This is a genomic window from Streptomyces sp. NPDC127119 (assembly GCF_042677425.1).
Lineage (GTDB): Bacteria > Actinomycetota > Actinomycetes > Streptomycetales > Streptomycetaceae > Streptomyces.
The window spans coordinates 1-19,638 of the sequence record NZ_JBHXTO010000117.1 but is presented as its reverse complement, the minus strand read 5'-3'; the positions used below and the strand labels follow the sequence as shown (position 1 = coordinate 19,638).

The window sequence follows — 19,638 nt, the reverse complement described above, 5'->3', positions numbered from 1 at the left end:
ACCGGGGTGTCCGTGACGAGGCCGGACCGTGACCTCTTCGGGACCGGATCGGGCCAACGTCCCGCGGGGCCCGGGCGTCGAAGGAACGTCAGTCGTCACGACGCTCATCACGACACCTCGGGGGTACACCGACATGCGGACACACGGCAGTGGCAGGAGCGGCGGCAAGGACAGCGGCACGACGACCCGGTACCGCTCCGCACGCCCCGGACAGCTCCTCTCGGCGCTGTTGCTCTCCGGCGCCCTGGCCCTCACGGGGTGCACGGGTTCGGCCGACAGCGGGTCCGACAGCTCGGCCATGGACAAGGCCGCCGGCTCGGACGCCAAGGGCGCGGGAGCGGGCGCGGCGGACGCGGGCGGTGCGGCCGACAGCGGCGCGGGCGGCGCCAGGGGCAAGGAGGCCGCCCCGGTGCCGGGGCCGGCCGTCCACATCATCCACACCGCCTCGCTGACCGTGCAGGTCAAGGACGTGCCGAAGTCGCTCGCCGAGGCCCGTACCGTGGTCGAGAACGCGGGCGGGATGGTCGGCGACGAGACCACGGACCGCGACTCCGGGGGCCGCGAGCGGTCCCGGGTCGTCCTGCGGGTCCCGGCGGACCGGTACGAGGAGGTCCGCACTGAGCTGGAGGGCTCGGGCAAGCTCCTCGACCTCAAGGCGAAGGCGGAGGACGTCACCGAGCAGGTCGTCGACGTGGAGAGCCGCGTCAAGACGCAGCGGGCCAGCGTGGCGCGGATCCGCGAGCTGATGGACCGGGCCTCCAAGCTGAGCGATGTGGTCACCCTGGAGGGCGAGTTGAGCATGCGCCAGGCCGACCTGGAGTCGCTGCTGGCCCAGCAGGCGTCGCTGAAGGACCGTACGAGCCTGGCCACGATCACGCTGTCGCTGTCCGAGACACCGGTGAAGAAGGCCGCCGAGGACGACGAACCCGGCTTCACCGACGCGCTCGGGGGCGGCTGGGACGCGTTCGTGAGCATGTTCCGCTGGATCGCGCTGGCGCTGGGCGCGGTACTGCCGTTCCTGGTGGGCGCGGCGCTGCTGCTGTTCCTGTGGGTACGTTTCCTGCGCGGCCGGACACCGCGCGTCGCGCCCGTGCCCGCGACTGTCCCCGCGGCCGAGAGCGGCGAGCCCGAGCGGGACTGAAATGCCGGACCGCCGTAGCGTGTTCGTATGACTATGAGTCGCGAGACCCGTACGAAAGAGCGTCTGGTGGTCGTCGGAGGGGACGCGGCGGGCATGTCCGCCGCGTCCCAGGCACGCAGGCTGAAGGGCCCCGGCGAACTGGAGATCATCGCTTTCGAGCGGGGACACTTCAGCTCCTACTCCGCGTGCGGCATCCCGTACTGGGTGGGCGGCGAGGTCGATGAGCGGGACAAGCTGATCGCCCGCTCGCCCGAGGAGCACCGGAAACGCGGGATCGACCTGCGGATGCGTACGGAGGTCACGGAACTCGATGTCGACGGCGGCCGGGTGCGGTCCCGCGATCTGGACTCCGGGACCGAGGCGTGGACGTCGTACGACAAGCTCGTGATCGCGACAGGCGCCCGGCCGGTACGGCCGTCGCTGCCCGGCATCGACGCCCCCGGGGTGCACGGGGTGCAGACCCTCGACGACGGTCAGGCGCTCATCGACACGCTGAGCCGTACGGAGGGCCGCCGCGCGGTCGTGATCGGCGCGGGCTACATCGGTGTGGAGATGGCCGAGGCGCTGATCAACCGCGGGTACGAGGTGACGGTCGTCAACCGCGGCAAGGAGCCGATGGCCACGCTCGACCCGGACATGGGCCGCCTGGTGCACAAGGCCATGGAGGGCATGGGCATCACCATGGTGAACGACGCCGAGGTCACCAAGATCCTCACCGGTGACGACGGGCGGGTGCGCGCGGTCGCGACGGAGGACGGCGAGTACCCGGCGGACGTGGTGGTCCTCGGTATCGGCGTCCGGCCGGAGACGGCGCTCGCCGAGGCCGCGGGGCTGCCGCTCGGCGACCACAAGGGGCTGCTGACGGACCTGGCCATGCGGGTGCGCGGCCACGAGAACATCTGGGCGGGCGGCGACTGCGTCGAGGTCCTCGACCTGGTCTCGGGCAGCGAGCGCCACATCGCGCTGGGCACCCACGCCAACAAGCACGGCCAGGTGATCGGCTCGAACGCCGGCGGCGGCTACGCCACGTTCCCCGGTGTCGTCGGCACGGCGGTCAGCAAGGTCTGCGACCTGGAGATCGCCCGTACGGGCCTGCGCGAGAAGGACGCGCACCGGGCGGGGCTGCGCTTCGAGGCGGTCACGATCGAGTCGACGAACAGCGCGGGTTACTACCCGAAGGCCGACCTCATGACGGTGAAGATGCTCGCCGAGCTGCGCACCGGCCGCCTCCTGGGCGTCCAGATCGTCGGCGGCGAGGGCGCCGCCAAGCGCGTCGACATCGCCGCGGTCGCCCTCACGGCAGGCATGACGGTCGAACAGATGACAGCCCTGGACCTCGGCTACGCCCCACCGTTCTCCCCGGTCTGGGACCCCATCCTGGTAGCGGCCCGCAAGGCGGTGACAGCGGTACGCAGGACGACCCAATAGGGTCGAAAACCCTATTGGGGGCACGGGCCGACGACCGGCCGACACACAACCACAGCCCGCGCCCCTCAGGGGCGCGGGGAACTGCGCGACCAGCCCCCACCGGGCCCGCAGCCGAACAGCGCCCCCTCAGGCCCCCTGGGCATTCCCATTTATCTTCTCTATGGCCTGTCGGGCCTGCTCCCCCGGCGTCCGCGACAACGAGGACACGGCGGAAACCTGAGGCCCACCCACAGCGGCCGGCGCAGCCGCCGGCATGGCCGACGCCGACGCGGCGGCGGGCCGCGCATGCGACCCCACCTGCCGCCCCCGCAGCCGATGACTCGCCGCCTCGTCCAGCGTCACGGGCCGCTGCATGCTCGCGGCCAGCCGCCCCGCCTCCTGGCCGAGCGCGGCCACGTCCTCCCAGGACAGCCTGAGTACCACGGCGAGTTCCGCCTCGCCGTCCGGCGTGGCGATCAACGGCTGAGCGGCTCGGTCGTTCATGACCTGTTCCTCACGTGGTGCTCGGGGCTCGGGTGGTTGCCGAAACATACGCACGCGGCCCTTCCGCCGTTCAGACTCCCTGAACCGGGGGCAGGATCCATCCGTGGTCATACCCGTCCATGACGTGAACCCGGCCCGCCGCACGCCCTATGTGACGTACGCGCTGATCGCCGCCAACTTCGTGGTCTTCCTGGCCACTCCGGGCGTGGCGAGTTCGCTCACCGGCCACAGCGGTGCGTCGCATCTGTCGCAGCTGTGCCAGCTGCACGCGTTCCTTGAGCAGTGGGCGGCGATACCGCGGGAGCTGATCCACGGACAGCTCCCGACGACGGTCCCCACCGGTGGCGTGGGGGCGGGGGCCGCCGCTCAAGGCTGTGCCGTCGGCCCGCCCGGCTACGACAAGTCACCCCAACTGTCGGTCCTCACCGCGATGTTCCTGCACGGCGGCTGGGTGCACCTGCTCGGCAACATGCTGTTCCTGCTGATCTTCGGCAACAACATCGAGGACCGCCTCGGCCACATCCGCTACGCGTTCTTCTACGTGGCCTGCGGCTATGCGGCGGCCTACGGCTTCGCCCTGGTCAACGCGGACTCGACCGACCCGCTGATCGGTGCGTCCGGGGCGATCGCCGGGGTGCTGGGCGCGTACCTGGTCCTCTACCCGCGGGCCAGGGTCTGGGTCCTGGTGCCGTTCCTGATCTTCCTGCCGCTGCGGCTGCCCGCCTGGATCGTGCTGGGCTTCTGGTTCGGCCTCCAGGCGGTGTACTCGTCCGGCAGGGGCGTCTCCGAGGCCGGCACCGTCGCGTACGTGGCCCACGTGGTCGGCTTCCTGACCGGCATGCTCCTGGCCTGGCCCCTGCGCCGGGGCACCCCGCCCCCGCCCCAACCACGCGGCCTCCTGTGGGGCAGGAGGGCCCACCACCGCTGGTGAGCGCCGTCCCCACGGGGCGCGGGGAACGGCGCGACCGGCCGCCACCGGCCCGCAGGTGAAGACGAACCCGGTCGAACCTCAGCGCTGCGAGTTCGCGTGCACGTACTCCACGAGCCCCGTCAACGCATCGGGGCTCATGGACGGCAGCACCCCGTGCCCGAGGTTGAACACATGCCCTTCAAGCCCGGCGGCAGCGTCAAGCACCTCCTGGGCCTTCCCCTCCACGACCGAGGTGGGGGCGAACAGGACAGCCGGATCCAGGTTCCCCTGGAGGGCCCGCCCGGGGCCGACCCGACGGGCGGCCTCGTCGAGCGGCACCCGCCAGTCGACGCCGACGACATCCGCGCCGGCCTCACCCATGAGCCCCAGCAGTTCCCCCGTACCCACACCGAAGTGGATGCGCGGAACGCCGTACGACTCGACGGCCTGGAAGACCTTCGCGGAGGCGGGCATCACCGAGCGCCGGTAGTCGGCGGGGGCGAGGGCGCCGACCCAGGAGTCGAAGAGCTGGACTGCGGAGGCGCCCGCCTCGATCTGCACCTTCAGGAACGCGGCCGTGATGTCGGCGAGGCGGTCGAGCAGGTCCGCCCAGAGCTGCGGGTCGCCGTACATGAGCGACTTGGTGTGCTCGTGGTTGCGGGAGGGACCGCCCTCCACGAGATAGCTCGCGAGAGTGAACGGCGCACCCGCGAAACCGATGAGCGGGGTCGAACCCAGCTCACGGGTGAGCAGCCCCATCGCCTCGGTGACGTACCAGACGTCGTCCGGCGTCAGATCACGCAACTGGTCGAGGTCGGCGCGGGTGCGGATCGGCTTCTCGACGACGGGGCCCACGCCGGGCTTGATGTCCAGGTCGATACCGATGGCCTTCAGCGGTACGACGATGTCGCTGAAGTAGATCGCCGCGTCCACCTTGTGCCGGCGGACCGGCTGGAGGGTGATCTCGGCGACCAGCTCGGGCCGCATGCAGGACTCCAGCATGGGGATGCCCTCGCGCACCTTCAGGTACTCGGGCAGTGAGCGTCCGGCCTGCCGCATGAACCACACGGGCGTGTGCGGCACGGGTTCACGCCTGCACGCCTTGAGGAAGGCGGAGTCGTATGTCGCGGTCGGCTGCTGGCCCTTGGGGCGGTCAATGACGCTCACGACGAAAAGTCTCGCACGGCCCGGAGGCACCGGGAGCCGGGGTCCGACGCGGGGACGCCCCGACTCGCACTCCGTTACGTACCGTCGCGAAACGGCGCGTTCGGGGGCGCTTTTCGGCAACGTGATCCGGACAGTGGTCCGGCGCACGGGTGTCTCTCCCTGCGCAAAGGCTCTGTTCCCCTTAATCTTCCCCGCATGGCTGCGGCTCAGGGACGACTGTCGGACGGCGCTGGAATGGACGACCCGAAGGAGGGGGAGCGGGATGCGATGGAGGCGGCTCCGCTGCCTTTTCGAGCCGCCGTCGATGCGTTGAGGGCCGCGCGGCTGCGGCCGCAGATCGAGATCGATCCGACGAAGGCGCCTCGACGGCTCGCGCCGTTCGCGTACGCGCTGGAGGCCACCGTCGTCGACGGTGACGAGGATCTGGCGGACGGCCGGCTGATCCTGCTGCACGATCCGGCCGGGCACGACGCCTGGCAGGGCTCGTTCCGCATGGTGACGCTGGTCCGCGCGGAGCTGGAGCCGGAGATGGCCTCCGATCCGCTGCTGCCCGAGGTCTGCTGGTCCTGGCTGACGGGTGCGCTGCAGGGCCGCGGGCTGTCGTACGGCGAGCCCAGCGGGACGGTCACGCGGGCGAGCTCGCACTACTTCGGGGGCCTCTCGGAGCGCCCTGCCGCGTCGCAGATCGAGATCCGGGCGTCCTGGACTCCGCGGGAGGGGCTGGGCGGGGTTCCGGACACGGCGTCGCACCTGGCCTCCTGGTGCGACCTGCTCGCGCAGATCGCGGGGCTGCCGCCGGCTGCGCCGGGCGATGCGTCCGTGGTGACGCTGCCGCAGCGGCGGGGGCCGCAGAGCCGCTAGGCGCTGTCCCTCAGCCCCCCCGCCGGACGGCCCGGATGCCGTCCGCGGGTACGTCGTGGCTGGTCGCGCAGTTCCCCGCGCCCCTTAAAGGCAGGCCCTTCGTGGCTGGTCGCGCCCACGCGGCGGAGCCGCACGATGACACAGCCCCGCGCCCCTTACGGGGCCGCCTTTCTGAAGCCGTGCCTCTTGAGAGGTGCGGCTTCAGTTGTGTTCTGGGGGGCGCCGTCAACCCTCCGTCCGGCCTCCCCCTTCCGGGGCACCTCCGGAGGGTGGCCCGCCGCGCCCGCGCCCCGACCGCGCCCCCGCAACCCCTCGACCCGACCCCGGACCACCCCCGGCCTGCACGAAAACACGTTTGCCCTTTTATCGATACGACCACTTTCGGCCTCGTATCGAAGCGGAGCGGACTCGTTTCGATCTTCGGATGATCGATCGTGCGTCCGAATTGCACGCATTATTACTCACCAAATCGTGATCATTCTCTAAAGGCGGACGGGTTTGATGCCGAAGACCTCTGTGACCTTGAAAGCACGGTTCGTCCCGGCTTCATCCCCACAGCCGGTCCCCCGTCCCGCACCCCAGGAGGCCTGGTGTCCGTTCTCCTTGAGCAGCCCGCAAGCCTGGTCGCCTACCGCCCGAACAAGCCGACCGCGATGGTGGTCGTGGCCGACCCCCGCGTGCGCTCCACCGTCACCCGCCACCTGTGGGCGCTCGGTGTTCGCGACGTGATCGAGGCTTCGTCCGTCGCGGAGGCTCGTCCCCGCATCGGCAACCCCCGCGACATCTGTGTCGCAGACGTCCATCTCCCCGACGGCTCCGGCCTCACCCTCCTGTCCGAAACCCGTGCCGCGGGCTGGCCGAACGGCCTGGCCCTGTCCGCCGCCGACGACATCGGCGCCGTACGCAACGCCCTCGCGGGCGGCGTCAAGGGCTATGTCGTCACCGGCACCCGTACGAACGTCGGGCTTCCCACCCGGCCGGGCGTCGCCCCCATCGGCTCGGCCGCCGCCCGTATGCACCGCCGCCCCCCGGGTTCCCCGAGTCACCCGGGCGGCTACCGCGAGCTGTCCGGCCGTGAGGTCGAGGTGCTCCGGCTGGTGGCGGAAGGCCAGTCGAACAAGGCCATCGGTGTCTCGATGGGCCTGTCCGCGCTGACCGTCAAGAGCCACCTCGCCCGCATCGCCCGCAAGCTCGGCACGGGTGACCGCGCCGGCATGGTGGCGGTGGCCCTGCGCACGGGAATCATCCACTGACCCCCGCCGAAACCATCCCCTCCGCCTGAACCGGATCATCCCCTTCGCACGAACCAGGACGTTCGACTGATGCAGGATTCACCGACCTGACTGGTTTACGACCCTCTGACGCCCGTCGACGGAACGTTCCGTCGACGGGCGTCTGTCATACACAGATACCCTTGACAGGTGACCGACGCCCAAGAGACCGCAGCAGACAGTTCACTGCGAACCACCGGAGGCGCTCCTCCGGACGACGTCGAACCGGCGCCGATCCCTTTGCTGGAGCCCCGCGACGGAATTCCGCCGGTGATCACCGACGAGGACGCCCTCGCCGAGGTGATCGCCGCGTTCGCGGCGGGCACCGGCCCCGTCGCCGTCGACGCCGAGCGGGCGTCCGGCTATCGCTACGGCCAGCGCGCGTATCTGGTGCAGCTGCGCCGCGAGGGCGCGGGCACCGCGCTCATCGACCCCGTCGCCTGTCCCGACCTGTCGGGCCTGGGCGAGGCGCTCTCCGGAACGGAGTGGGTGCTGCACGCGGCCACCCAGGATCTGCCGTGTCTGCGGGAGATAGGTATGGTCCCCAGCCGCCTGTTCGACACCGAGCTGGCCGGCCGGCTGGCCGGGTTCCCGCGGGTCGGGCTCGGCGCGATGGTCGAGGGCGTCCTGGGCTTCGTACTGGAGAAGGGGCACTCGGCCGTCGACTGGTCGACCCGCCCGCTGCCCGAGCCGTGGCTGCGCTACGCCGCGCTCGACGTGGAGCTGCTCGTCGACCTGCGGGACGCGCTGGAGAAGGAGCTCGACCGGCAGGGCAAGCTGGAGTGGGCCCGCGAGGAGTTCGACGCGATCGCCTCGGCGCCCCCGCCGGAGCCCCGCAAGGACCCGTGGCGCCGTACGTCGGGGATGCACAAGGTGCGCCGCCGCCGGCAGATGGCCGTCGTACGGGAGCTGTGGGAGACCCGGGACCGGGCGGCACGCCGCCGGGACATCTCGCCGGGCAAGATCCTCGGCGACGGGGCGATCGTCGAGGCCGCGCTGGCCGTACCGGCCAACGTGCACGCGCTCGCCGCGCTGAACGGCTTCGGGCACCGTATGGGCCGGCGCCAGCTCGATCAGTGGCAGGCGGCCGTGGACCGGGCGAAGGAGCTGCCCGACGCCGAGCTTCCGCAGCCGGGGCAGCCGCTCACCGGGCCGCCTCCGCCGCGCGCCTGGGCCGAGAAGGATCCGGCCGCCGCGGCGCGGCTGTCGGCGGCGCGGGCCGCCGTGTCCGCGCTGGCGGAGACGCTCAACATGCCGCAGGAGAACCTGATCACTCCGGACACGGTACGGCGGGTCTGCTGGGAGCCGCCGGCCGCTCCGGACGCGGCGTCGGTCGCGGCTGCCCTTGCGGGGTACGGGGCTCGCGCTTGGCAGGTTGCGCAGGTGACGCCTGTGCTGGTTGCCGCGCTGGCCGCCAAGCCCAAGACCAAGGAGTAGGTCCTGACCTGCACGGGGCGCCCCGTCGCCGTTGGTGGTGCGGGACGGGGCGCGACTGCCGGTCCGTTGTGGCTTGTCGCGCAGTTCCCCGCGCCCCTGGAGGCGCGGAGCGCCTCGGGGGCTATTTCGTCGCGCCCCTCGTGAAGCCGTTGTAGATGTAGCGCTGGAGGAACAGGAAGACGAGCAGGGTCGGGAGGATGACGAGGACCGCTCCCGCCGAGATGTTCTCCCAATGTGCTCCGAACGGGCCCTTGAAGCGGAACAGGGACGTTGAGATCACGCCAAGATCCTCGGACGGCATGTAGAGGAACGGGATGTAGAAGTCGTTGTAGACGGTGATCCCCTTCACGATGACCACCGTCGCGATCGCGGGCTTCAGCAGCGGCAGGATGATCTTCCGGTAGATCGTGAAGGCGTTCGCGCCGTCGAGCCGGGCGGACTCGTCGAGCGAGACGGGGATCGACCGCACGAACTGCAGGAAGATGTAGATCGAGACGATGTCCGTGCCCATGTAGAGCACGATCGGCGCCCAGCGGCTGTCGAACATGCCGAAGCTGTCGACGATCTGGAAGGTCGCCACCTGCGTGGTCACCCCGGGTACGAGCGTGGCGACGAGGAACAGCGCGACGACCAGCTTCCTGAAGCGGAAGGTGTAGCGGTCGATCGCGTACGCCGCCATCGAACCGATGATCACCGTGCCGGTGACGGAGAACAGCAGGATGAACGCGGTGTTCCCGAACGCCGAGAGCATCCGGCCGTCCTGGAAGGCCGTCACGTAGTTGTCGAAGTTCAGCAGGTCGTCGGGGAGTTGCAGCGCCCCGCTGTCGTTCGCCATCTCCTTCTCCGACTTGAGGGAGGTCAGCAGGACGACGAGGAGCGGCAGCAGGACGACCACGCTCGCGGCGATCAGCGACAGGTAGGTGAGGGTCCGGGCGACCCCACCGCGCGAGACGCGGGGCGTGCGGCTCATACGAGATCCACCTTGTCGTCCGGGACGAGGCGTCGCTGCACCCAGGTCACCGCGAGGATGATCAGGAGCAGGACGACCGCGGCTGCCGAGGCGAGCCCCGTCTTGTTGAACTGGAAGGCCAGCTTCACCGTCTGGATCACGAAGGTCTCGGTGCCGGTCGCGCCGCCGGTCATGATGAACGGCACCTCGAAGGCGGACAGCGAGCCGGAGATGGAGAGGATGACGGTCAGGCTGAGCACGGGCCTGATGCCGGGCGCGATGATGTACCGGAACTGGTGCCAGCGGTTCGCTCCGTCCAGCTCCGCCGCCTCGTACAGCTCGCCCGGGACGGACTGGATCGCGCCGAGGAACAGGACGAAGTTCAGGCCCAGGTAGCGCCAGACGGAGACCCCTGCCAGGGAGACGTTCGCGGAGACCGGGGTGCCCAGCCAGGCGCGGTCGGAGTGGACGCCGAACAGGCTCAGCACCGAGTCGAGGGTGCCGCCGTCCTGGAAGAAGTAGAGGAAGACGAAACCGATCGCCACCCCGTTGATCAGGTACGGGAAGAAGAGCACGCCCTTGAAGAAGTTCCGGAAGCGCACGTTGAAGCTGAGGACCGTCGCGAAGTAGAGCGCGACGACGATCTGCACGACGGACGCGGCCAGGTAGTAGCCGCTGACGAAGAAGACTTCGAACAGCTCGGGGCGGGTGAAGAGTTCGACGTAGTTCCCGGTGCCCGTCCAGCTCAGCTCGGGGCTGACGCCGTCCCAGTCGGTGAAGCTGTACGCGACCATGTTGACGACCGGCGCGTACGTGAACGTGATCAGCAAGGCCAGCGGCGCGGCGAGGAACAGCCACGGGGTGAGGCCCCGCCGCAGGCGCAGCCGGCGCGGGGCACGGGCGCGCGCCGGGCGGCGGGCGGGAGCGGCCTCCCTCGGCCGCGCCGCCTTCTCGGTCGTGTCCGTCATCAGGACCCCGTGGACTTCCGTGCCTCTTCCCAGCGCTTGCCGAGGTCGCCGAGGAAGTCGTCGAGGCTGCCCTTCCTGGCGCCGCGGGCGAGGTCGACGAGGTCCTGGCGGTAGTCGGGCTTGTAGAGGCCGACCTCCGACTCGTTGTCGATCTCCTTGACCGCCGCGCCCTTCGCGTCGTCCAGCTCGATGAGCTTCACACCCGCGTCCTCGTACGGCCGCAGCACCGCGGGCAGCGGGGCGCCCTTGACCGGGGAGAGGGTCAGGTTGTCGGCCGCGTAACCGGACGTGTCGGTGAACCAGTCGATCCAGGCGCGGGCCGCCGCCTTGTGGTCGGAGTTGATGTTGACGGCCTGGTTGTAGTCGGGCGACATGGTCGCGCAGAACTTCCCGTCCCGCTGGGCCGGGAAGGGCATGAAGCCGATGTCGTCCGGGTTCGCGCCGGCCTGCTCGGCCGCCGCCCGGAACTGGGTGATCGCCCAGGAGCCGAGCCACATCGTGGCGATGTCGCCCTTGGCCAACTTGGGCTTCGAGGCTTCCCAGTTGGTGGTCGTCGGGTCCTTCTCGATCAGCCCGCCGCGCGCGATGTCGTACAGCAGGGTGTCGGCGACGCGCAGGTCCTCGCCCTTCGCCCACGGGTCGCCCTCGGCGAGGCGGGACGTCGCCTGCGGATCGCAGCTGACCGCGCCGTCCATGTACGTCCACTGCGTCAGCGGCCACATGTCCTTGAAGTTCGTGTAGTACGGGATCGCGTCGGTCTTCGACTTGACGGCCTTGAGACCGCCGACGAACTCGGCCGGTGTGGTGGGCCAGTCGGTGATCCCGGCCTCCTTCCAGATCCGCTTGTTGTAGAGGAAGCCGGGGAGGGCTCCCATCGGGCTCTGTCCGTAGACCTTGCCGTCGACCGTGGTGAAGTCGGTGAACAGGTACTTCTTCGCGCGGTCGGTCTCGGCGCCGAGGGAGGCGAAGAACCTGGGGTAGTCGTTCTTCTTGATCACGGCGGGGATCATCAACACATCGCCGTAGTTCTCCGTGTTCATCCGGATCTTGACCTCGCCCTCGTAGTCCGTGAGGGCGTCGAACTCGACCTTGACCTTCGGATAGGTCTTGTTGAATTCGGCCGCGTACTTCTTCATCGTGCCGTCCTGCACGAGGTCGGTCCGGTGGGTGAGGACCTTGATCGTGCCGGACACCTTGGCCGGGTCGTCGGGGGCCTCGGCGTCCGCGCCCTTCGACGTGCCTCCGCTTCCGGTACAGCCCGCGGCCAGCAGCGCGGCGGCGAGGAGGCTTCCGGCGATCTTCGTGCGGTGGTTCATCTTCACCAGCTCCGTTCAGGGACGGATGAGCACGAGTGGGATGGCTGGTTCCGCACTCTGGCAGCCGGTACTAAACCGGTAAAGTCCTTATTTCGCCAAGGATCGAGAGGCATTACCACCGTACGGTCGGCATTGGCCTATACCGGTTTAGGAGTGCGCATGCTGGATGTCACGCCGATCCACGAGGGATGGGTCCTGCGGCACGACGGGGCCGAACTGCCGGCCACGGTGCCGGGCTGCGTCCATACGGATCTGCTGGCGGCGGGGCTCGTCCCGGACCCGTTCCTCGGGCGCGGCGAGACCGAGGTGGCGTGGGTGGGGCGACGCGACTGGCTGTACGAGACGACGCTCGCTCCGGAGCCGGGCGGGCACGAGCGGACCGACCTCGTCCTCGACGGCCTGGACACGGTCGCCGAGGTCCGGCTGGACGGCCGACTCCTGGGCACGGTACGGAACATGCACCGCTCGTACCGCTTCGACGTCACGGGGCTCGGCGGGCGCCTTTCGGTCCACTTCCGGTCCGCGTACGACGAGGCCGAGGCGGTGCGCGGACGGCTCGGCGAGCGGCCGAACGCCTATGCAGAGCCCTTCCAGTACCTCCGCAAGATGGCCTGCTCCTTCGGCTGGGACTGGGGCCCGACCCTGGTGACGGCCGGCATCTGGAAACCGGTCCGCCTTGAGCACTGGACGACGGCCCGGATGGCGCGGGTACGCCCCCTGGTGACGGTCGAACAGCGCCTGGGCGTCGTCGAGTTGCACGTGGAGGTCGAGCGGTCATGGGGGGCGGCAGGACTGACGCTGAGCGCCCGCGTGGGCGGGGCCGAGGCGGCCGTGGACGTCGTGGACGTCGTCGGCACGAGCGCGGTCGTACGCCTCGAGGTGCCGGACGCCGGCCTGTGGTGGCCGCGAGGCTACGGCGAACAGCCGCTGTACGACGTCGAGTTGCTGCTCTCGGACGCGACTGGGGCGCTGGACACCTGGAGTCGCCGCGTGGGCTTCAGGACCGTCGAACTGGACCGGCGGGACGACGAGCACGGCTCCGGGTTCACCTTCGTCGTCAACGGCGAGCGGCTCTTCGCACGTGGCGTCAACTGGATCCCGGACGACGCCTTCCCCTCCCGGATCACCCGCGAGCGCTACCGCACCCGGCTGACCCGGGCGGCCGACGCCGGCGTGGACCTCGTACGCGTGTGGGGCGGTGGCCTCTACGAGAGCGAGGACTTCTACGACGCCTGCGACGAACTGGGCCTGCTGGTCTGGCAGGACTTCCCCTTCGCCTGTGCCGCCTACCCGGAGGAGCAGCCCCTGCGCGGCGAGGTGGAGGCCGAGGCGCGCGAGAACGTCGTACGGCTGATGCCGCATCCCTCGCTCGTGCTGTGGAACGGCAACAACGAGAACCTGTGGGGTTTCCGGGACTGGGACTGGGAGCGGCGACTGGCCGGGGAATCGTGGGGCGAGGGCTACTACCTCGGTCTGCTGCCGCGTGTGGTCGCCGAGTTGGACCCGACCCGGGCCTACACGGCGGGGAGCCCGTGGTCGGGCTCCTGGGACCACCATCCCAACGACCCCGCGCACGGCACCCATCACTCGTGGGAGGTGTGGAACCGGCGGGACTACGCGGACTACCGGCTCGAAGTGCCGCGTTTCGTCGCCGAGTTCGGCTGGCAGGCACCGCCCGCGTACGCCACGCTGCGGCGCGCCCTGCCCGGCGAGGTCCTGGCCCCCGACTCCCCCGGCATGCTGCACCACCAGAAGGCCGACGACGGCAACGGGAAGCTGGCGCGCGGGCTCGCCCGGCACTTCGCCGTACCCGAACAGGGCTTCGGCGAAGCCGACTTCGACCGCTGGCACTACCTCACGCAGGTGAACCAGGCACGGGCCGTCGCCACCGGCATCGAACACTGGCGCTCGCACTGGCCGGTGTGCGCGGGCACGATCGTCTGGCAGCTCAACGACTGCTGGCCGGTGACCAGTTGGGCCGCGATCGACGGGGACGGCCGCGAGAAACCGCTCTACCACGAGCTGAAACGGCTGTACGCGGACCGGCTGTTGACGCTCCAGCCGCGTCCGGACGGGCTCGTCCTGGCCGCGGTCAACCAGTCGGCCGAGCCGTGGGCGTGCCGGGTGGTACTGCGGCGGATGTCGGTCGAGGGCGGGGTGGTGGCGGAGGCCGGGATGGAGGTGATGGCGGGGGCGCGGGCGGTCGGTGACCTGCGGGTACCGGAGGATCTCGTGCCGGTGGGACCGAAGGAGTTCCTGGTGGCGGACGGAAGCGGGGGTGCGGGCGGGGACTCGGATGGGGTTCCTGGCCGAGGCCCGGGTGGGCGCCCTGGCGGAAGCCGGGTGGGGCTGCGGGCGCTGCACTTCACTGCCGCCGACCATGAGATCCCGTACCCCAGGCCGCGGTTCGACGTCTCGGTCGACGTTCCGGGAGAGGTCACGGTCACCGCCCACACGCTCGTACGGGATCTGCTGCTGCAGGCCGACCGGTTGTCGCCCTCCGCCGCGGCCGACCGGGGGCTCGTCACGCTGCTGCCGGGCGAACAGGTGACCATCGGCGTACGGGGCTGGGAGACTCCGGGGCAACCGGACGCGGAGACCGTACGCTCCGCCCTGTACTGCGTGGAGCCCGCACCATGACGACACCGTCCCGCGTCACGATCAAGGACGTCGCGGCCCGCGCCGGGGTGTCCAAAGGGGCCGTGTCGCTCGCCTTCAACCACAAACCGGGGCTGTCCGAGGCGACCCGGGACCGCATCTTCGAGGCGGCCCGGCAACTCGGCTGGGCGCCGAACCTCGCCGCACGGTCGCTGGCCGGGCGGCGGGTGGACGTGGTGGGCCTCGCGATCTGCCGGCCGGCCAGGCTGCTCGGACTCGAACCGTTCTACATGGAGTTCGTCTCGGGCGTGGAGAGCGTCCTGACCGAGCACTCGTGCTCGCTGCTGCTGCGGCTGCTGCGGACCGTGGAGGAGGAGGTCGGGCTCCAGGACTCCTGGTGGCGCGGCAAACACGTCAGCGGGTCGATCCTGGTGGACTTCCGGGCCGACGATCCGCGGGTGGCCGCCGTCGAACGGCTCGGGATGCCCGTCGTGGCCGTCGGGCACCCCTCGCTGACCGGCGGACTCACCTCCGTGTGGACCGACGACGCGAGTGCCGTCACGGAGGCCGTCCGGTATCTCGCGGCGCTCGGACACCGGAGGGTCGCGCGGGTGGGCGGGGCCGCGGCGCTCGGACACACGGCGATCCGTACGGCCGCGTTCGACGCGGCGGCGCGGGGGCTGGAGCTGAGCGGGGCGTGGCAGGTGGCGACCGACTTCTCCGGGGAGGCGGGGGCTCGGGCCACGCGGTCACTGCTTTCCGCGTCCGCCTCGGATCGGCCGACCGCGATCGTGTACGACAACGACATCATGGCGGTGGCCGGGTTGTCGGTGGCGTCCGAGATGGGGCTGTCCGTGCCGGGGGATGTGTCGCTGCTGGCGTGGGACGACTCGCAGCTGTGCCGGTTGACGCATCCGACGTTGTCGGCGATGAGTCATGACGTGCACGGGTTCGGGGCGGAGGTTGCTCGAACGCTGTTCGGGGTCATCACGGGTGGGGAGGCGGGCGGTTCCCACCCGGTCCCCACACCGGTGCTGACCCCCCGGGGGTCTACGGCACCACCTCGGTGACGGCCCGCTCGACGGCGCGGGCGGGCGGGGGCTGGCCGCGCAGTTCCCCGCGCCCCTTAGGCGGGAGGGGGTGACCCTTGCACGTCGAGTACAGGAGCGTCGCGGCTGAGCGCGCCGTTCCCCGCGCCCCTCAGGTGGGACGGGGTGACCCTTGCACGTCGAGTACAGGTGCATCGCGGCTGAGCGCGCCGTTCCCCGCGCCCCTGAAAAGCGGGGCTGCGCCCCGGCTTTTCGGTCCTTGGGCCGCAGGCTTCACACGACCGGCACACCCCCGCGCCTTTAGGGGCGCGGGGAACTGCGCGGCCAACCCCCACCGGACCCGCAGCCGTCGCGTGGCCGGTCACCGACCCCGCCTTTAGGGGCGTGGGCAGCCTCGGGGTGGCAGCCGCGCGGGCACACTGGGAGTGTGACCTTCGACGCTCCGGGCCCCGGGACTGGGCAGCTACGTTACCCGTAAGTAGCATGGGTCCTGAGCGCGCGCTCAGCGCATCGCAGTAGTGCAATCCGCATCTGGAGGAGAGCCATCGTGCCTCGTACCGTCAGGGACGTCGTCTTCGTCGACGGCGTCCGCACCCCGTTCGGCAAGGCGGGCCCGAAGGGCATCTACCACGAGACCCGCGCCGACGACCTCGTCGTGAAGGCGATCCGGGAGCTGCTGCGCCGCAACCCCGGACTCGACCCGAAGAAGATCGACGAGGTCGCCATCGCCGCGACCACGCAGATCGGCGACCAGGGTCTGACGCTGGGCCGCACGGCCGGCATCCTGGCCGGGCTGCCCCAGTCCGTGCCCGGCTACTCGATCGACCGCATGTGCGCCGGCGCGCTGACCGCCGTGACGACCGCGGCCGGCTCCGTCGCCTTCGGCGCGTACGACGCCGTCATCGCGGGCGGTGTGGAGCACATGGGCCGCCACCCCATGGGCGAGGGCGTGGACCCGAACCCGCGCTTCGTCAGCGACAAACTCGTCGACGAGTCGGCCCTCTTCATGGGCATGACCGCGGAGAACCTGCACGACCGCTACCCCACGATCACCAAGCAGCGCGCCGACGAGTACGCCGTGCGCTCGCAGGAGAAGGCCGCCAAGGCGTACGCCAACGGCAAGATCCAGCAGGACCTGGTGCCGATCTCGGTGCGCAACACCAACGCGGAGGTCGGTGAGACGGGCTGGGGCCTGGTCACCGCCGACGAGCCGATGCGCCCCGGCACCACCCTGGAGAACCTGGCGGGCCTCAAGACCCCGTTCCGGGTGCACGGCCGGGTCACCGCCGGCAACGCGGCCGGTCTGAACGACGGCGCCACCGCCTCGATCATCGCGTCCGAGGAGTTCGCGCGCGAGCACGACCTGCCCGTGCGCATGCGGCTCGTCTCGTACGCCTTCGCGGGCGTCGAGCCGGAGGTCATGGGCTACGGCCCGATCCCGGCGACCGAGAAGGCCCTCGCGAAGGCCGGTCTGTCGATCGAGGACATCAACCTCTTCGAGATCAACGAGGCCTTCGCCGTCCAGGTCCTCGCGTTCCTGGAGCACTACGGCATCGCCGACGACGACGCGCGCGTCAACCAGTACGGCGGCGCCATCGCGTACGGCCACCCGCTGGCCTCCTCCGGCGTCCGGCTGATGACCCAGCTGGCCCGCCAGTTCGAGGAGCACCCGGAGGTCCGTTACGGCCTCACCACCATGTGCGTCGGCTTCGGCATGGGCGCCACGGTGATCTGGGAGAACCCGCACCACAAGGACGCCGGAGGCGACAAGTGAGCACCACCACTGAACTCCTGAAGGGCGCAGCGGAGCTGTTCCCCGACGAGGTCGTGACGTCGGCGCACGTACGCCACCTCGACCTGCCGTTCGGCGCGGGGCGCTTCGCGCTCATCACGCTGGACAACGGCTTCGACCACACCAAGCCGACCACCTTCGGCCCGGCCTCGCTGGCGAACCTCGACGCCGCGATCGACCAGGTCGAGAAGGAGGCCTCGGCGGGCGAGATCATCGGCGTCGGTGTCACCGGCAAGCCGTTCATCTTCGCCGTCGGCGCGGACCTCAAGGGCGTCGAGCTGCTCAAGGAGCACAAGGACGCGCTCGCCATCGGCAGGGGCGGCCACGAGGTCTTCAAGCGGCTGTCCGGGCTCGCGGTCCCGACCTTCGCGTACTACAACGGCGCGGCCATGGGCGGCGGTGTCGAGGTCGGTCTGCACTGCGCCTACCGCACGGTCTCCGCGTCCCTGCCGGCCTTCTCGCTCCCCGAGGTCTTCCTCGGTCTGGTGCCCGGCTGGGGCGGCTGCGCCCTGCTGCCGAACCTGATCGGCGCCGACAAGGCCGTCTCGGTGATCATCGAGAACTCGCTCAACCAGAACAAGCAGCTCAAGGGCGTGCAGGTCTACGAACTGGGGATCGCCGACGCGCTCTTCGAGGGCGCCGACTTCCTTGAGCAGTCGCTGATCTGGACGGCGTCCGTCCTCAAGGGCGAGATCGTCGTCGACCGCCCGGTCATCGACCGCGGCGAGGCCTGGGACCAGGCCGTCGCCAAGGGCCGCTTCATCGCGGACAGCAAGGTGCACGGGGCGGCCCCGGCCGCGTACCGCGCGCTCGACATCATCGCCGCCGCGAAGAACGGCGACCTCCAGCAGGGCTTCGACGCCGAGGACAAGGCGCTCGCCGACCTGATCATGGGTGGTGAACTGCGCTCCGGCATCTACGCGTTCAACCTGGTGCAGAAGCGCGGCAAGCGCCCCGCCGGCGCGCCGGACAAGTCGCTCGCCCGCCCGGTCACCAAGGTCGGCGTGGTCGGCGCCGGTCTGATGGCCTCGCAGCTCGCCCTGCTGTTCCTGCGCCGCCTCGAGGTGCCGGTCGTGCTGACCGACATCGACCAGGAGCGCGTCGACAAGGGTGTGGGCTACGTCCACGCCGAGATCGACAAGCTGCTCGGCAAGCGCCGTATCAACCAGGACAAGGCCAACCGCCTCAAGGCCCTGGTCACAGGCGTCCTGGACAAGGCCGAGGGCTTCTCCGACGCCGACTTCATCATTGAGGCCGTCTTCGAGGAGATCGGCGTCAAGCAGCAGGTGTTCGCGGAGGTCGAGGCGGTCGCCCCGGCGCACGCGATCCTCGCCACCAACACCTCCTCGCTGTCGGTGACCGAGATGGCGTCGAAGCTCAAGAACCCCGAGCGGGTCGTGGGCTTCCACTTCTTCAACCCGGTCGCAATCCTGCCGCTCCTGGAGATCGTGCGGGGCGAGGCGACGGACGACGCCTCGCTCGCCACCGCCTTCGGTGTCGCCAAGAAGCTGAAGAAGACCGCGGTCCTGGTGAAGGACGCCCCGGCGTTCGTCGTGAACCGCATCCTCACCCGCTTCATGGGCGAGATCCAGAACGTCATCGACGAGGGCACGCCGGTCGCGGTCGCCGAGAAGGCGGTCGAGCCGCTGGGGCTGCCGATGTCTCCGCTGGTGCTGCTCGAGCTGGTCGGTCCCGCGATCGGTCTGCACGTCTCCGAGACGCTCAACCGGGCCTTCCCCGACCGCTTCACGGTCTCGCCGAACCTGGCGGCGGTCGTGAAGGCGGGCAAGCGCGGCTTCTACGTGTACGACAGCGGCAAGCCCGAGCTCGACCCCGAGGTCGCCGCGCTGCTGAAGCAGGGCGACTCCGTCCTGGACGAGGAGCAGGTACGCGCCCGTGTCCTCGACGCCGTCGCTCAGGAGATCGGGCTCATGCTCGACGAGGGTGTCGTGGCCGAGGCGCAGGATGTCGACCTGTGCCTGATCACGGGTGCCGGGTGGCCGTTCCACCTGGGTGGCATCACGCCGTACCTGGACCGTGAGGGTGTCTCGGTCCGAGTGAACGGCAAGCCGTTCCTGGCCCCGGGCGTGGCGTCGGTCCCGGCGTAGCTCTTCTCGCCCCCGCCGCCCCTACCCGTCCCGTACCTGCCTCGGGGGCGCTGCCCCCGAACCCCCGGTCCTCAAACGCCGGACAGGCTGGAAATCCAGCCCGTCCGGCGCTTGAGGACAAAGGGGGCGAGGGGCGCAGCCCCATGCCTGGACGGGAACC

Annotated in this window: 15 protein-coding genes; 10 read left to right on the top strand and 5 right to left on the bottom strand. The window is 70.4% G+C overall.

The genetic code is table 11. From position 1 onward, the window contains the following. Positions 1-133 precede the first annotated feature (133 nt). On the top strand, positions 134-1,141 hold the full coding sequence (locus tag ACFVH5_RS33790; protein WP_385837495.1) for a DUF4349 domain-containing protein: 1,008 nt from the start codon (positions 134-136) through the stop codon (positions 1,139-1,141). Between the two features lie 27 nt (positions 1,142-1,168). Further along, positions 1,169-2,569 carry an FAD-dependent oxidoreductase gene (locus ACFVH5_RS33785; protein ID WP_385837494.1) on the top strand — a complete coding sequence of 467 codons (1,401 nt, stop codon included), beginning with the start codon at positions 1,169-1,171 and terminating at the stop codon, positions 2,567-2,569. A 126-nt stretch (positions 2,570-2,695) separates the two neighbouring features. Here ACFVH5_RS33785 and ACFVH5_RS33780 read toward each other — a convergent pair whose 3' ends face one another. Then, positions 2,696-3,052 carry a hypothetical protein gene (locus ACFVH5_RS33780; protein ID WP_107022146.1) on the bottom strand — a complete coding sequence of 119 codons (357 nt, stop codon included), beginning with the start codon at positions 3,050-3,052 and terminating at the stop codon, positions 2,696-2,698. A 103-nt stretch (positions 3,053-3,155) separates the two neighbouring features. Here ACFVH5_RS33780 and ACFVH5_RS33775 point away from each other — a divergent pair, with 103 nt between their 5' ends. Continuing rightward, positions 3,156-3,983, top strand: a complete 828-nt coding sequence (locus tag ACFVH5_RS33775; protein WP_385837493.1) for a rhomboid family intramembrane serine protease — start codon at positions 3,156-3,158, stop codon at positions 3,981-3,983. Between the two features lie 78 nt (positions 3,984-4,061). Here the strand turns inward: ACFVH5_RS33775 and hemE are convergent, their stop codons facing one another. Next, on the bottom strand, positions 4,062-5,129 hold the full coding sequence (gene hemE, locus ACFVH5_RS33770) for a uroporphyrinogen decarboxylase (RefSeq protein WP_385837492.1): 1,068 nt from the start codon (positions 5,127-5,129) through the stop codon (positions 4,062-4,064). Between the two features lie 234 nt (positions 5,130-5,363). On the opposite strand from hemE, the gene ACFVH5_RS33765 reads away from it, so the two are divergent. From ACFVH5_RS33765 to ACFVH5_RS33755, 3 genes are all read left to right on the top strand, one after another. Continuing rightward, a complete protein-coding gene (locus tag ACFVH5_RS33765) occupies positions 5,364-5,990 on the top strand; it encodes a DUF3000 domain-containing protein (RefSeq protein ID WP_384810045.1) in 627 nt (208 codons plus the stop codon). A 590-nt stretch (positions 5,991-6,580) separates the two neighbouring features. Further along, positions 6,581-7,243, top strand: coding sequence for a response regulator transcription factor (locus ACFVH5_RS33760; RefSeq protein WP_055514175.1), 663 nt, complete (start codon positions 6,581-6,583; stop codon positions 7,241-7,243). 168 nt (positions 7,244-7,411) lie between these two features. Then, positions 7,412-8,698 carry an HRDC domain-containing protein gene (locus ACFVH5_RS33755; protein ID WP_385837491.1) on the top strand — a complete coding sequence of 429 codons (1,287 nt, stop codon included), beginning with the start codon at positions 7,412-7,414 and terminating at the stop codon, positions 8,696-8,698. A gap of 121 nt (positions 8,699-8,819) precedes the next feature. Here the strand turns inward: ACFVH5_RS33755 and ACFVH5_RS33750 are convergent, their stop codons facing one another. The 3 genes from ACFVH5_RS33750 to ACFVH5_RS33740 are packed head-to-tail and all read right to left on the bottom strand — an operon-like array spanning position 8,820 to position 11,931. Next, positions 8,820-9,668 carry a carbohydrate ABC transporter permease gene (locus ACFVH5_RS33750; protein WP_385837490.1) on the bottom strand — a complete coding sequence of 283 codons (849 nt, stop codon included), beginning with the start codon at positions 9,666-9,668 and terminating at the stop codon, positions 8,820-8,822. Next, positions 9,665-10,615 carry a carbohydrate ABC transporter permease gene (locus ACFVH5_RS33745; RefSeq protein WP_385837489.1) on the bottom strand — a complete coding sequence of 317 codons (951 nt, stop codon included), beginning with the start codon at positions 10,613-10,615 and terminating at the stop codon, positions 9,665-9,667. Before ACFVH5_RS33745 ends, ACFVH5_RS33750 begins: the two co-directional genes overlap by 4 nt. Beyond that, complete coding sequence (locus ACFVH5_RS33740) at positions 10,615-11,931, bottom strand: extracellular solute-binding protein (protein ID WP_385837488.1); 1,317 nt, start codon at positions 11,929-11,931, stop codon at positions 10,615-10,617. The genes ACFVH5_RS33745 and ACFVH5_RS33740 overlap by 1 nt, the downstream gene beginning before the upstream one ends. A 159-nt stretch (positions 11,932-12,090) precedes the next feature. On the opposite strand from ACFVH5_RS33740, the gene ACFVH5_RS33735 reads away from it, so the two are divergent. The 4 genes from ACFVH5_RS33735 to ACFVH5_RS33720 all read left to right on the top strand — a co-directional run bounded on the left by ACFVH5_RS33735 (position 12,091) and on the right by ACFVH5_RS33720 (position 19,478). Further along, complete coding sequence (locus ACFVH5_RS33735) at positions 12,091-14,571, top strand: glycoside hydrolase family 2 protein (RefSeq protein WP_385837487.1); 2,481 nt, start codon at positions 12,091-12,093, stop codon at positions 14,569-14,571. Beyond that, a complete protein-coding gene (locus ACFVH5_RS33730; RefSeq protein ID WP_385837486.1) occupies positions 14,568-15,599 on the top strand; it encodes a LacI family DNA-binding transcriptional regulator in 1,032 nt (343 codons plus the stop codon). Before ACFVH5_RS33735 ends, ACFVH5_RS33730 begins: the two co-directional genes overlap by 4 nt. A 526-nt stretch (positions 15,600-16,125) precedes the next feature. Next, the gene (locus ACFVH5_RS33725) at positions 16,126-17,352 is read left to right on the top strand and encodes a thiolase family protein (protein WP_384810035.1); all 1,227 of its coding nucleotides are present in this window, start codon (positions 16,126-16,128) and stop codon (positions 17,350-17,352) included. Next, the gene (locus ACFVH5_RS33720) at positions 17,349-19,478 is read left to right on the top strand and encodes a 3-hydroxyacyl-CoA dehydrogenase NAD-binding domain-containing protein (protein WP_384810037.1); all 2,130 of its coding nucleotides are present in this window, start codon (positions 17,349-17,351) and stop codon (positions 19,476-19,478) included. The genes ACFVH5_RS33725 and ACFVH5_RS33720 overlap by 4 nt, the downstream gene beginning before the upstream one ends. Positions 19,479-19,638: the final 160 nt, after the last annotated feature.